Origin of the sequence: Bradyrhizobium sp. PRIMUS42 (assembly GCF_023006515.1) — a bacterium.
In the GTDB taxonomy this organism is placed as follows: Bacteria; Pseudomonadota; Alphaproteobacteria; order Rhizobiales; family Xanthobacteraceae; genus Bradyrhizobium.
The window spans coordinates 19,240-33,177 of record NZ_JALBGZ010000015.1 but is presented as its reverse complement, the minus strand read 5'-3'; the positions used below and the strand labels follow the sequence as shown (position 1 = coordinate 33,177).

12 protein-coding genes are annotated in these 13,938 nt (G+C 63.8%); 4 read left to right on the top strand and 8 right to left on the bottom strand.

Going from position 1 to position 13,938, the window contains the following annotated elements; genetic code table 11:
* Window positions 1-2: 2 nt before the first annotated feature.
* On the top strand, window positions 3-887 hold the full coding sequence (locus MOV75_RS03500; protein WP_247004866.1) for a CHAD domain-containing protein: 885 nt from the start codon (window positions 3-5) through the stop codon (window positions 885-887).
* Here the strand turns inward: MOV75_RS03500 and MOV75_RS03495 are convergent.
* Window positions 884-2,737 (bottom strand): alpha/beta hydrolase, encoded by a 1,854-nt coding sequence (locus MOV75_RS03495; protein WP_246919080.1) that lies wholly within the window; start codon window positions 2,735-2,737, stop codon window positions 884-886. The genes MOV75_RS03500 and MOV75_RS03495 overlap by 4 nt on opposite strands.
* Window positions 2,738-2,946: 209 nt before the next feature.
* Here MOV75_RS03495 and MOV75_RS03490 point away from each other — a divergent pair, with 209 nt between their 5' ends.
* Complete coding sequence (locus MOV75_RS03490) at window positions 2,947-3,675, top strand: CBS domain-containing protein (RefSeq protein WP_246919081.1); 729 nt, start codon at window positions 2,947-2,949, stop codon at window positions 3,673-3,675.
* A 24-nt stretch (window positions 3,676-3,699) separates the two neighbouring features.
* Here MOV75_RS03490 and MOV75_RS03485 read toward each other — a convergent pair whose 3' ends face one another.
* The 3 genes from MOV75_RS03485 to MOV75_RS03475 all read right to left on the bottom strand — a co-directional run bounded on the left by MOV75_RS03485 (window position 3,700) and on the right by MOV75_RS03475 (window position 6,535).
* Entirely contained in the window at window positions 3,700-4,158 is a 459-nt protein-coding gene (locus MOV75_RS03485; RefSeq protein ID WP_246919082.1) for a RidA family protein, read from the bottom strand.
* A gap of 19 nt (window positions 4,159-4,177) precedes the next feature.
* Window positions 4,178-5,869, bottom strand: a complete 1,692-nt coding sequence (locus tag MOV75_RS03480) for a benzoate-CoA ligase family protein (RefSeq protein ID WP_246919083.1) — start codon at window positions 5,867-5,869, stop codon at window positions 4,178-4,180.
* A 147-nt stretch (window positions 5,870-6,016) separates the two neighbouring features.
* Window positions 6,017-6,535 carry a MarR family winged helix-turn-helix transcriptional regulator gene (locus tag MOV75_RS03475; RefSeq protein WP_246919084.1) on the bottom strand — a complete coding sequence of 173 codons (519 nt, stop codon included), beginning with the start codon at window positions 6,533-6,535 and terminating at the stop codon, window positions 6,017-6,019.
* A gap of 249 nt (window positions 6,536-6,784) precedes the next feature.
* Here MOV75_RS03475 and MOV75_RS03470 point away from each other — a divergent pair, with 249 nt between their 5' ends.
* Window positions 6,785-7,960 (top strand): ABC transporter substrate-binding protein, encoded by a 1,176-nt coding sequence (locus tag MOV75_RS03470; RefSeq protein WP_246919085.1) that lies wholly within the window; start codon window positions 6,785-6,787, stop codon window positions 7,958-7,960.
* 85 nt (window positions 7,961-8,045) lie between these two features.
* Window positions 8,046-8,501, top strand: a complete 456-nt coding sequence (locus MOV75_RS03465; protein WP_246919086.1) for a cupin domain-containing protein — start codon at window positions 8,046-8,048, stop codon at window positions 8,499-8,501.
* Between the two features lie 9 nt (window positions 8,502-8,510).
* On the opposite strand, the gene MOV75_RS03460 is transcribed toward MOV75_RS03465, so the two are convergent.
* From MOV75_RS03460 to MOV75_RS03445, 4 genes are all read right to left on the bottom strand, one after another.
* Window positions 8,511-9,761 carry a flavin-dependent oxidoreductase gene (locus MOV75_RS03460; RefSeq protein ID WP_246919087.1) on the bottom strand — a complete coding sequence of 417 codons (1,251 nt, stop codon included), beginning with the start codon at window positions 9,759-9,761 and terminating at the stop codon, window positions 8,511-8,513.
* Window positions 9,762-9,812: 51 nt separating this feature from the next.
* A complete protein-coding gene (locus MOV75_RS03455; protein WP_247004864.1) occupies window positions 9,813-12,164 on the bottom strand; it encodes a bifunctional salicylyl-CoA 5-hydroxylase/oxidoreductase in 2,352 nt (783 codons plus the stop codon).
* 97 nt (window positions 12,165-12,261) lie between these two features.
* Window positions 12,262-13,098 carry an enoyl-CoA hydratase family protein gene (locus MOV75_RS03450; protein ID WP_246919089.1) on the bottom strand — a complete coding sequence of 279 codons (837 nt, stop codon included), beginning with the start codon at window positions 13,096-13,098 and terminating at the stop codon, window positions 12,262-12,264.
* Window positions 13,099-13,141: 43 nt separating this feature from the next.
* Window positions 13,142-13,903: an SDR family NAD(P)-dependent oxidoreductase gene (locus MOV75_RS03445; protein WP_246919090.1), complete on the bottom strand. Its 762-nt coding sequence runs from the start codon at window positions 13,901-13,903 to the stop codon at window positions 13,142-13,144.
* Window positions 13,904-13,938 lie beyond the last annotated feature (35 nt).

The window sequence follows — 13,938 nt, the reverse complement described above, 5'->3', positions numbered from 1 at the left end:
GCATGGCCTGCGACACCGCGTTCCGGATCATCGCGCGCCGTCACCTCGATGCCGTCCTCGCCCAGCATGACGGCACCTGCCGCGGCGATCCCGACGCGCTGCACCAGATCCGGATCGCACTGACGCATCTGCGCACCGCCATCCGCTTCTTCTCGCCGATGGTCGACGACACTCTGCGCCCAAATGTCTGGGCCGAACTGAAATGGCTCAACAGCCAGCTCGGTATGGTGCGGGACCTCGATGTGGCGATCGAGCGGATCGTCGCCGAGAGCGGCGACGAGCTCGCCGTCATTGCCGAGCTCCAGCACTGGGACGAGAAACGCACCGAAAGCCACCGCCTGCTGGCGCGCGCACTGCAATCCGCGCGGTATCGCCGCCTTGTCGAGCAGACCTCGACCTGGATCGAAAGCGGCCCCTGGTCGACCCGGCGCAGCAAGGAAGCCATTCGACTGCGCCGCTGCACGCTCGCCGATCACGCGTCGGAGCGGCTGACCGAGTGGGAGACCAAGCTGCTCAAGAAAGCGCGAAAACTCCGCAAGCTCGACGTCGAGAAACGCCACAAGCTGCGGCTTCTCAACAAGCGGATGACCTATTCGATCGAGTCGCTCCAGGATCTGTTCGGCGGGGAATCACTGACGAAACAGAAGTCCATCCTCAAGAAATTGCGCAAGGCGCAACGCTCGCTCGGACAATTGAACGACGATGCGCGAGGACAAGCGCTTGCAGCGTCGTTGAACGGCGCCGGCCTCGATGCGAGCAATCGCTTCCTCAACCGCAAGCGGGAAAAGAAGCTGTTGCGGACGGCGTCAGCGGCCTACCGGAAGCTGGACAAGACTAAGCCCTTCCGTTCCGCGGACCTCGCGCCGAGTTCCGAGCCCGAAGTTTAGGTGTGGACGTAGTCCCCCGGCGCATCGGGCAGGCCGGGAGAGTCTCCGATTCCGATCGGCGGCGGATCGCTCGGCGCGCCAGAACGTGCCGCCAGCCAATTGGTCCATTCCGGCCACCACGACCCTTCAACGTGCGGAGCCAGCTTCAGCCATTCGTCTGCACCAACGTAGGGCGCGTCCTCGGCTTTGGTCAGCACCTGATAGCTGTGGCCCGGCTCCTCCGGAGGCGCAACGACACCGGCATTGTGGCCGCCGCTGGTCAACAGGAATGTCACGTCGGCGTCGACCTGATAGTGGATCTTGTAGACGGATCGCCACGGCGCCACGTGATCGGCGAGCGTGCCGGCCACGAACATCGGCGCGTGAATATCGGACAGCGAAATGCTCCTGCCCCCGACGTGGTATCGCCCCCCGGCAAGATCGTTGTCGAGGAATAGCTTGCGCAGATATTCCGAATGCATGCGATAAGGCAGCCGCGTTGCGTCCGCATTCCAGGCCATCAGATCGTTCAGTGGCGCGCCCTCGCCCATCAGATAGTCGTGCGACAGCCGCGACCAGATCAGTTCGTTGGAGCGCAACAGCTGGAAGGCGCCGGCCATCTGCGTCGTGTCGAGATAGCCACGCTGCCACATCATGTCTTCGAGAAACGCGACCTGACTCTCATTGATGAAGAGCGTCAGCTCTCCGGCCTCGGTGAAGTCGGTCTGGGCCGCAAGAAGAGTGATGGTGCCGAACCGGTTGTCACCGTCGCGCTCCATCGCAGCGGCAGCGATCGACAGCAATGTGCCGCCCAGACAATAGCCGAGCGCATGGGTCTTCCGGACCGGCATGATCAAGCCGATCATGTCTAGCGCCGCCATGACGCCCAGCCTGCGATAATCGTCGAAGGCGAGATCACGATCCCTTGCATCGGGGTTACGCCAGGAGATCGCGAACACGGTGAAACCTTGACCGGTCAGGTATTTGACCAGCGAATTCCGGGGCGCGAGATCAAGGATGTAGTATTTCATGATCCAGGCCGGCACGATCAGGATCGGTTCGGGTCGGACCTGCGCGGTAGCAGGAGAGTACTGAATCAGCTCGATCAGCTCGTTGCGATAGACGACCTTGCCGGGCGACGCCGCCACCGTCTTGCCGACCACGAACTGCGCGTCATCCGCCGACCTCGAGTTGGAGGGCAGGCGCATCAGGTCGCTGCACCAGTTCTGCCATCCGAAAACGAAATTCTCCCCGCCGCTCAGGAATGCCTTCTCCAGAACCTTTGGATTGGTCGCGACGAAATTCGACGGCGCCAGCATGTCGAGCGTCTGGCGCATCGAGAACTCGACGATGGCTTCGTTGGCGTGCGACACGCCGCGCACGCCGGTCGTGGCATCGCGCCACCACCGCTCTCCGAGCAGAAATGCCTGCGCCAGCAGATTGAACGGCGCGGCCTCCCATTGCGGTCCACTGAAGCGGCGATCCCGGTCCTGCGGCTGGATCACAGACCACGGCTTCTGCTCCGGCGACGCTGCGTGCACGACCGCCTCCGCCAACCGGCCGGCGTCGCGCAGAATGTTGCGGGAAATCTCCATCTGGCGCTGCGGCGCCGCGGCGAGATGCGAACTCCAATCGAGCCAGGCCAGCGACAGAGCCAGCGGTGAAATGCCGCCCGTGAACCGCGCCAGCATCGCGTGGAACGCGCGGTCGAGAGGATATGGCTCCGATGCAGGCAGAGGATCGGCGGCGGCCGGCATTCCTGCAAGCTTTTCGGGGCTGACCGTCGAGGCTGCGGGAGCAGCGGCGGGATTGACGGGGAGAACCTGCACCGCCGGCTCTTCGGCCCGTGGAAATATCTGCACGACGCTCATGGCTCAATGTTCCCGAGGACTTTTGTTCTGTGTCGGCGGCAGGATATGGCGCGGCTTCGCATAAGCGTTGAGCTGCATCAAATCCGGGCAAGGATCACAATTGCTTCATCGGAACGGCAGGCTTCGTCCGATTGACCTGAGTCAAACTGCCGCCCGGCCTCCGCGCTAATTTTCGCGCATCGAAATTCGACAAGCCAGCGGAGTTGTCCATGCGCGCCCACCAGATCATGACCCGGTCGGTCATCTCGGTTAACCCCGACACCAGCATCGTCGAGGCGGCGAATATCATGCTGAAGCGGCATGTCAGCGGTCTCACGGTGGTCGACGATACCGGCAAGCTGGTCGGTGTCGTCTCCGAAGGAGATTTCATCCGCCGCAGCGAAATCGGCACCGGGCGCAAGCGCGGACGCTGGCTGCGGTTCATCCTTGGTCCGGGCAAATCCGCCAGCGACTTCGTCCACGAGCACGGCCGCAAGGTCGCGGAGGTGATGACCGATTCGGTCGTGACCATCACGGAGGACACGGCGCTCGCCGAGATCGTCGACCTCATGGAGCGCAATAACGTGAAGCGGCTGCCCGTGGTGCGCGGCGACAAGGTCGTCGGGATCGTATCCCGCGCCAACCTGCTGCAGGCGGTGGCAGGACTCGCCCGCGAAGTGCGGGATCCGACGGCAGACGACGACCACATTCGCAACCGCGTCATCGACACCATGGAGAAGAACGACTGGTGCCCGTTCGGACTGAACGTCATCGTCCGCGACGGCATCGTTCACCTCAGCGGCGTCATCACCGAAGAGCGCACGCGGCAGGCCGCGATCGTCGCAGCGGAGAACGTCGAGGGTGTGAAGAAGGTGCACGACCATCTGTGCTGGGTCGACACCATGTCGGGCATCTATCTGAACTCGCCCGAGGACGACGAGCTCGCCAAGGCTAGCTGAGAAGGCGAGTTGAGCCGAGCTGAGTTAGCGCGGAATGACGGCGGTGGCCTCGATCTCGACGCGCGCCGCCTTTTCCACGAGGCGCACCACCTGCACCAGCGCCATCGCCGGATAGTGCGCGCCGAAGATGGCACGGTAGATCTTGCCGAGCTCCTTCAGGTTGGACAGGTACTCGTCCATGTCGACGACGTACCAGGTCAACCGCACGAGGTGCTCTGGCCGCGCACCGGCCTCGGCCATGATCGCGGCGATGTTGCCCAAGGTCTGGTGCACCTGCGCAACGAAGCCTTCCGCGAGACGCTCTTCGGCATCCCAGCCGATCACCCCGCCGGTGACGACGATGCGGCCCTCGGCGGCCATGCCATTGGCATAGCCCTTCGGCATCGGCCACCCCGACGGCTGGAGCACCTGCACCCGCGAACGGGTGTCATCGTCGGCTGCGGTCGGCAGCACCGCGAGCTGCGGGCCTTTCGGCGTCGTCACGGGCAATTCTCCATCCTTCTCATTCCGCCGCGACGCCCGAGGACGTCACCGCGGCCTGCGCCAGTTGCCGCAGGGCAAAGCGCTTCAATTTTCCGGTCTCGGTCTTCGGCAGTTGCGTCACGAACTCGATGGCGCGTGGATATTTGTACGGCGCAATCTCGCGTTTGACATGCTCCTGCAACTCGGTCACGAGCTGTGCGTCCGGTGTCACGCCGGGCGCCGCGACGACATAGGCCTTCACGATCATGCCGCGCGCCTCGTCCGGGGCGCCGACCACACCGCACTCGGCGACCGCCGGATGCGTGAGCAGTGCCGCCTCGACGTCCGTGCCGGCGATATTGTAGCCGGCCGACACGATCATGTCGTCGGAGCGGGACTGGTACCAAAAATAGCCGTCGCCATCCATCAGATAGGTGTCGCCGGTGATGTTCCAGCCGTTCTGGACGTATTTGCGCTGGCGCTCGTCGGCGAGATAGCGGCAACCGGTCGGCCCGCGCACCGCTAGCTTCCCCATGGTGCCCGGCGGAACGTCACGACCCTCATCATCGACGATCTTGGCTTCATAGCCCGGCACGGGCTTTCCCGTTGCGCCCGGACGGATCTCGTCCTCGGTCGCGCTGATGAAGATGTGCAGCAGCTCGGTCGAGCCGATGCCGTCCATCAGTTTGATGCCGGTGGCCTTGAGCCAGGCATCGAAGGTTGGCTTGGGCAGGGTCTCGCCTGCGGAAACACATTTGCGAAGCGAGGAGATGTCGTGGCCCGGCAGCTTGCCGACCATCGCCCGGTATGCGGTCGGCGCCGTGAAGCAGACCGTCGTCTTGTATTGCTCGATCGCCGCCAGCATGTCGTCCGGCGTCGTCTTCTCCAGCACGACGAAGGAGGCCCCGATATGCATCGGAAACAGCACGCCGCCGAAGCCGAACGTGAACGCGAGCGGCGCCGAGCCGACGAAGCGATCCTTCTGCTCGGCCCGCAAGATATTGCGCGCATAGCCGTCGCAAACCGCGAGCATGTCGCGATGGAAATGCATGGTGCCCTTGGGATCGCCTGTCGTGCCCGACGTGAAAGCGATCAGGCAGACGTCGTCGGAGGCGGTATCGACAGCCCTAAACTCCGCGCTGGCGCCGGCAATCAGCGCTTCGAGCGAGTCCGCCGCGCCATTGCCCCAATAAACGACCCGTCTGAGAGACGGCGCAGCCGCTTTCGCCTTCTCCATTTCTTCGGCAAGCTTGCCGTCGCACAGCGCCAGCGCAATCTCCGCCTTCTGGATCGGATAGGACAGCTCCTTGGCGCGGAGCAGCGGCATCGTTGCCACGACGATGCCGCCGGCCTTGATGACCGCGAGATAGGTCGCGACCATCATGGGGTTGTTGGCCGAGCGCAACAGCACGCGCCCGCCGGGAATGAGACCAAGCTCGCCGACCAGCACGTTGGCGATACGGTTCACGAGCGCCTGCAGCTCGCGATAGGTGTAGCTGACGGCGGGGCTGATGACGCAGGGCGCATTGCCATGCCCCTGCTCGACCCAGCGATCGAGGAAATAGCTGACGCAGTTCAATCGGGGCGGATAGCGCAGCTCAGGCCGCGTGAAGATGAACTCGGGCCAGAGTTCGCGCGGCGGCAGATGCTGCTGCGCAAACGTATCGACATGGGCCGTCGCGGCGTTGCCGTCATGCGAGCCCGTCACTTGAACCTTGGCGGCGTTGGCCATCGCACGCTCCTTTCAGCATGGATTGCACCCGGCAGCACGATCTGGAAAACATTTTAGGCTTAAAACAATTTGGCGCAATAGCGGATTTTGGGCATCCCGTGCTTTTTCCTGCGGCAAAAGGGATTGCGCGGCCTGCCGGCCCCGCGCTTACGGCCGGCGGCGCGCGGCCGATTTCTGCGCCGACGCCTTGGTCTTGGCAAGGAGGCGCATCAATTCGCGCACATCCTTCGGCGAGAGGTCGGCGAAGAGATCGGCGATCCAGGTCTCGTGCTCCGCAGCCATCCTGCGGAACTCGGCGCGGCCAAGCTTCGTGAGGCGGATCACCTGGACACGGCGATCCGTCTCCGAGGTACGGCGATCGAGATGGCCGGATTCCACGAGGCGCTCGACGAGACCGGTGACGTTGCCGTTCGACACCATCATGCGCTTGGAGACATCGGACAGCGTCATGCCATCAGGCGCCTTGTCGAGCTGCGCCATCAGATCGAAGCGGGGCAGCGTGACGTCGAACCGCTGCCGCAGCCGGCCGCGAACCTCGCCCTCGATCAGGGTCGTACAGGTCAGGAGGCGCAACCACAGCCGAAGCTCTTCGGCGTGGTCTTCCGGCGTTTCGACGGCCTTGGTCTCGGAATCGAGCATCTCGGTGCAGTCACTCTCGGCGGGCATTGGCGCCGGCACGGATTCCCCAACATTTTGAGCTTCAAATAAATTGAAGCCGGCCGCAAGTCCAAAGCTGCAACAATCGACCGCACGTGAATTTCTTTAGGCTTCAAATAATTGGCGCGACGCTTGCATACGCATGGCCGCTCGGATGGCGACGCCTTGAGCTTGCTTGCCGCGGCAGCCATCATCGGCATAAGCTTGGATCGGAGTACGCGGCCTGCAGCGCTCGCCGATAGTCACGAGGGACAGATCATGAAGATGCAAATGACCTTGGCCGCAGCCACCATGCTGCTTGGCACCACGATGACTCCAGCCCTCGCCGAGGAGAAGATCAAGCTGGGCGTGATCGTGACCCTGTCGGGGCCCGCGGCCGCGCTCGGGCAGCAGGTTCGCGACGGCTTTGCACTTGCTGTGAAGGATCTCGGCAGCAAGATGGGCGGCCGTGACGTCGAGGTCGTCGTGGTCGACGACGAACTGAAGCCGGACGCGGCGGTGACCAAGGTCAAGGGCCTCCTGGAGCGCGACAAGGTCGACTTCGTGATCGGCCCGATTTTCTCCAACATCCTGCAGGCGATCCACCGGCCCGTGACGGAATCGAAGACCTTCCTGATCAGCCCCAATGCCGGCCCGTCGACGTTCGCCGGCAAGGACTGCAACCCCTTCTTCTATGTGACCTCGTATCAGAACGATCAGGTGCACGAGATCCTCGGCAAGGTGGCCCAGGATCGTGGCTACAAGCGCATGTACCTGATGGTGCCGAACTATCAGGCCGGCAAGGATTCGGTGGCGGGATTCAAGCTCGACTACAAGGGCGAGATCGTCGAGGAATCCTACATGCCGCTGAACACGCTGGACTTCCAGCCGGAGTTGTCCAAGATCTCCTCGCAGAAGCCCGATGCCCTCTTCACGTTCATGCCGGGCGGCCTCGGCGTGAATCTGGTCAAGCAATACCGGCAGGCCGGTCTCGCCGACAGCATTCCGGTGCTCTCGGCTTTCACGGTGGATGAATCGACCCTGCCCGCACAGCAGGACGCGGCCGTCGGCATGTTCGGCGGCGCGAACTGGGCGCCCAACCTCGACAATCCCCAGAACAAGAAGTTCGTCGCCTCCTACGAGGCCGCCTATAACGTCGTGCCCGGCACCTACGCCTTCCAGGCGTATGACGCCGCGATGCTGATCGACAGTGCGGTCAAGGCCGTGAAAGGCGACCTCTCGAACAAGGACGCCGTCCGAGCCGCGCTTAAGAAGGCCGACTTCACCTCGCTGCGCGGCGCCTTCAAGTTCAACACCAACGGTTATCCGATCCAGGATTTCTACCTGACCAAGGTTGCCAAGCGTCCGGACGGCAAGTTCCAGACCGAGATCGTCCAGAAGGTCTTCGAAAATTACGGCGACCGCTATGCCAAGGACTGCAACGCGGCGAACTAAGCATGATCCGGAAAAGTGCGCAGCGGTTTTCCGAAAAGATCATGCTCAAACAAATAGCCATGTATCGCGTTACGGGAGGACTGCAATGAAGAGCGAAATCACCGGCATCACGCGGGCCAACGAGGGCATCCAGGGAATCTCCTGGAACATCCTCGGCCAGACCTATGTGCCGAAGAGCTATGCCGAACACAGCTTCTCATGGCACGCGACCTTGCCGCCGGGCACGTTCGTGCCGCCGCACATTCACCCTGACCAGGATGAATATCTCTACATGCTGGAGGGCAAGCTCGACTTCATGCTCGGCAATTCGGAGTCGCAGGCAACCGCCGGGGACCTGATCCGCCTCGGCATGGGCGTGCCGCATGGCATCTTCAACAAGTCGGAGCAGACCGCGAAAGTGCTGTTCTGGGTCTCGCCGAGTCGTAAGCTGTTCGACCTGTTCTGGGGCCTTCACAACATGAAGGAGCAGAAGCCGGAGGACGTCGTGGCGATGGCGGCCGAGTTCAACATCCACTTCCTGCCGCCGCCTCCCGGCGGCTAGCAGCGCGTCTTACGCACGGACCGCTGCAAGTCCCGGGACGGCGGCGAAGCCTGCCTTGGTGGCATAGCCGCGTACGATGGCTTCGCGCTGGGAATAGCTCAGGACGTTGTCGACATTGTCGAATCCATCTGGCGCGAGCTGCTCGACGGCGTCGATGACGCCCTCGGGACCGCCGCGCCGGTTGGAGCGGACGATGTCGGCCGTCATCGGCAGACGCTTCTTCTCGTATTCGAGCAGCGCCTGGCGCGGATGCTCGGCGCGCACCAGCGCGTCCGCAAGGCAGCGCGCATCGAGGATCGCCTGTGACGCGCCATTGGAGCCGACCGGATACATCGGATGCGCGGCGTCGCCGAGCAGCGTGACGCGCCCGGACGACCAACAGGGTAAGGGATCGCGGTCGCAGGTCGGATATTCGTAGAATTCGGGCGTCGCCGAGATCAGGCTCTTCACGTCGACATAGGGCACGGAGAAGCGCGCGACATGCGGCATCAGTTCCTCGCGGCGGCCCGGCCGCGACCAGTCTTCTTTCCGCGGCGGCGGCGCGTTGCCCTCGCCCACCTTCACCAGCACGGCCCAATTGGTCAGGCGGCTCGCCGGGCTCGATCCCTCCGCGATCGGATAGATCACCACCTTGGCATTGAGGCCGCCGGCCACGATCATCGATTTGCCGGTGAGGAACAGCGGCCAGTCGCGCGCACCGCGCCATAGCATCAGGCCGTTCCAGCACGGTGGGCCCTCGTTCGGGAACAACGTCTCCCGGACGCGGGAATGGATACCGTCGGCGCCGATCAGGATATCGCCGCGCGCGGTGTGAATGTGCGCGCCCGCACGGTCAAAGAAATAGGCGGTGACGCCGCCCTCGTCCTGCGTAAACGCACCGAGCCGGCAGCCCGTGTGAATCGCCTCCTGACCGAGCCGTTCCTCGACGGCGCGATGGATGACGCCCTGGAGGCGGCCGCGATGGATCGAGAATTGCGGCACGTCGTGGCCGGCGTCGATGCCGCGGGCTTCGCGCCAGACCTCCTGGCCGTGGCGGTTGAGATAATAGAGCTGATCGGTGCGGATCGCGACGTCGTCGAGCTTCTGCAACAGGCCGAGACCTGCGAGCTCACGCATGGCATGCGGCAGCGTGTTGATCCCGACGCCGAGCTCGCGAATGGTGTCGGCCTGCTCGAAGATCTCACAATCCAGGCCGCGCGAGCGCAGCATCAATGCCGTGGTGAGACCACCGATACCGCCACCGATGATAATCGCCTTCATCGCCCAAACTCCACTCGAAACACAGGCAATGGGTTAACGTCGCACGGGCGGTCACTCCGCCGCAAGCGGCTTTGTCGCCTCCGCCTTGAGCTCGGCCCGGGTCTTGGGCTTAGCCTTAATGCGCAGCTCGTCGAGGTCCTGCCGGTCGCGGACGCTGTTGCGGAAAATTTGCTCTTTTCCCGGCAGATATTGTAGCGGACAGAACGCGTCGTTTGCCCCGTACCAGGCCGCCGCCTTCATGGTGAAGAACGGGTCGACCAGATGCGGGCGGCCGAGCGCGACGAGATCTGCCCGGCCGGCGGCCAGGACGGTGTTGGCCTGATCCGCCGTCGTGATGTTGCCGACGCACATCGTGGCGACACGCGCCTCGTTGCGGACCTGATCCGAGAACGGTGTCTGGAACATGCGCCCATAGATCGGCTGCGCGTCGCGGACGGTCTGCCCCGTCGAGACGTCGACGAGATCGACACCGGCTTCGGCGAAGGCGCGCGCGATCGCCACCGCGTCATCGCCGGTGATGCCGCCGTCGGCCCAGTCGGTCGCGGAAATGCGCACCGACATCGGCTTGTGCGACGGCCACACCGCCCGTAGCGCCTCGAAGATCTCGAGCGGGAAACGCAGACGGTTGTCGAGCGAGCCGCCATATTCGTCCGTGCGGCTGTTCGTCAGCGGCGAGATGAAGCTCGCGAGCAGATAGCCGTGGGCGCAGTGCAGCTCCAGCATATCGAAGCCGCAGCGCTGGCCGCGCTCGGCCGCCGCGACGAAAGCATCCCTCACCGCGTTCATGCCGGCACGATCGAGCTCGCGCGGCACCTGACTGTCGGGAAAATAGGGCAGCGGCGATGCCGAGAACACTTCCCAGCCGCCATCTTCCAGTGGCCGGTCCATCCCGTCCCACATCAGCTTGGTCGCGCCTTTGCGGCCGGCGTGGCCGAGTTGCAGGCAGATTTTCGCGGCCGAATTGCCGTGGACGAACTCCACGATGCGCCGCCAGGCGGCCTCCTGCTCGTTATTCCAAAGACCGGCGCAGCCGGGCGTGATGCGGGCATCGCGGCTCACGCAGGTCATCTCGGTGAAGATCAGCCCGGCGCCGCCAATCGCGCGCGAGCCATAATGCACCAGGTGGAAATCGGTCGGCACGCCTTCCTTGGCCGAATACATGCACATCGGCGACACCACGGCGCGATTGGCGAGCGTCATCTCGCGCAAGCGGAACGGCTGGAACAGCGGCACCATCGGACGGTCAGTGTCGACATCGAAGCCGCTGCCGCGCACCTGTCTGGCGAACGACTTGTCGACCTCTGCCACGAAATCCGGCGCGCGCAGCTTGAGATTGTCATAGGTGATCGCCTTCGAGCGCGTCATCACGCCAAAGGCAAATTGCACGGGATCAAAATTCCAGAAGCGATCGACGTGCTCGAACCAGACCAGCGAGACGTCGGCGGCGTGCTGTGTCTTCTCGACCTCCTCACGGCGGCCATGTTCATAGAGATCGAGCGCCGCCTTGGTGCTCGGCGCGTTCTGCATGGCTTCGGCTAGCGCAATCGCGTCTTCCATCGCGAGCTTGGTGCCGGAGCCGATCGAAAAATGCGCGCTCGCCTTGGCATCGCCAAGCAGCACCATGTTGTCCTTGACCCAGCGCTTGCTGCGGATCATCGGGAAATTGCGCCACATCGAACGGTTGGTGAGCAGCTTGTGCCCTTCGAGGAACCAACCAAAAATCTCGGCCATCCGCGCGGCGGACTGCGTCTCGTCCAGCCCTGTCAGGCCGGCCCGCTCGAAGGTCTCAGGGTCGGTCTCGAAGATCCAGGTCGAGTGTCCGGCCTCATACTGATAGGCGTGGGCGATGAACGGGCCCCACTCGGTCTCCTGGAAGATGAAGGTGAAGGCGTCGAGCGGCCTGGTCGAGCCCATCCAGGCGAACTTGTTGGAGCGGACGTCGACCTCCGGCTGGAAATGGTCGACATATTTCTCGCGGAAGCGGCTGTTGATGCCGTCGGCGATCAGCACGAGATCGGCATCGGCGAAGCGGGATTCGTCCTCGACGTCCACCTCGAAGTGCAGGACGACGCCAAGCTCGCGGGCCCGCTCCTGGAGGATCAGAAGCAGCTTGCGCCGCGAGCAGCCGCAAAAGCCGTTACCGCCGACCCGGTGGACGGTCCCGCGAAAATGCACCGCGATGTCGTCCCAATAGGCGAATTCCTGGGTAATGCGGCGGTAGCTCGGAAGATCGTGCTTTTCGAAATTGTCCAGCGTGGCGTCGGAGAACACCACGCCGAAACCGAACGTGTCGTAGGCCCGGTTGCGTTCATACACCGCGATGTCGGCGCTCGGGCGCTGCTTCTTGAGCAGGATCGCAGCGTAGAGACCCGCGGGTCCGCCACCGATGATCGCGACTTTCATGGGAGCCTCGCCAATTCACCCGGCCATGAAACTATTTTAAGCCTAAAATAATTTCGCGCAAGTCCCCTTGCTGGCGGTACCGGGGAAAGTCACCCGCTCAATCGCCCCTGAAGACCGGCTTGACCTTGTTGGCGAAAGCCTCGAAAGCGCGCGTGAAATCGGCCGTCGTCATGCACAGCGCTTGGGCGACGGCTTCCGCCTCGATCGCCTCCTCCACCGACATTGCCCATTCCATCGCCAGCATCCGCTTGGTCATGGTGTTGGCAAAGGTCGGCCCTTCCGCGACCTGCTTGGCCAGCAGTTGCGCCTGGGTCAGCACCTGCTCCGGCGTCACGATGCGGCTGAAGAAGCCCCAGCGCTCGCCCTCCTCCGCGGTCATGAACCGCCCGGTGTAGAGCAGCTCGGAAGCGCGGGACTGTCCGATGATCCGCGGAAGAATTGCGCAGGCGCCCATGTCGCAACCGGCGAGGCCCACCTTGTTGAACAGGAACGCGACCTTGGCCCCGCTCGCTGCGAGGCGCATGTCCGATGCCATGGCAACGATCGCGCCGGCCCCGGCACAGATGCCCTCGACCGCAGCCACGATCGGCTGCGGGCAGGCCCGCATCGCCTTGACGAGGTCACCCGTCATCCGCGTGAAGGCGGTCAGCCCCTTGGTGTCCATCTTCACCAGCGGACCGATGATCTCGAACACATCGCCACCGGACGAGAAATTACCGCCGGCGCCGGTTACGACGATGGACTTGACCTCGTCGTCGAAGGCGCAAGCGCGGAAGAAATCGGTCAGTTCCCGGTAGCTTTCGAATGTCAGCGGATTCTTTCGTTCGGGCCGATTGAGCGTGACCGTCGCAACGCCGTCGACCACCGCCAGCAGGAAGTGCTGCGGCGAATAGTCCGCGAGCGGAATGGTGACGGGATTTGCTGGTCTGCTCATGCGATCTCCTTGGCTTCCTTGTTCCGCACCTGCGCCAGGCACGCTAGACCTCGCCCCCGGCCACGGCAATCGCCTGCCCCGTGATCGCGCCGGCGCCCTCGCCGCACAACCAAAGAACCGCGTCTGCCACCTCCTGAGGCGTGATCAGGCGTCCTTGCGGATTGTGCTTGGCGAGCTCTGCGATCGCCTGCTCGCGGCTACGCCCCGTCTTGCTCATGATGTTCTCGATGCTGCCGGCGACGAGATCCGTGTCCGTGAAGCCGGGACACACCGCGTTCACGGTGACATTGCTGCCAGCCATCTCGAGGGCGAGGGAACGCACCAGACCGATCACGGCGTGCTTGGCCGCGCTGTACGCGCTGACATAGGCATAGCCCTTCAGTCCCGCCGTCGACGCGACCGCAACAATACGGCCATAAGGACGGCCCTTCATGCCCGGCAACACAGCGCGGACGGCGTGGACCACGCCCATGAAATTGACATCCATCATGCGCGTGAAGAGAGCGGTGTCCGACTTCGCGAATGGCGCCGATTCAGCGCTGCCAGCGTTGGCAATGAGAATATCGATCGGCTGCCGCGCGCTCGCCTCGGCAATGGCTGCCTTCAATGACGCCTCGTCCGAAACGTCGGCGACGGCCGCAAAATGCGCGGCGCCGGCGTCGACCGCCTCTGTGAGAGTCGCTGCATTCCGGCCAAGCACGGTCACGGTGGCCCCGGCACCGACGAGAGAGGCCGCGATCGCGCGGCCGATGCCGCGACCTCCACCTGTCACCAGCGCGTGCGGCGAGTGCGGCAATCCGGACATGCGCTGGCTCCCTCGGATCTCGTGATCGTTGCTCC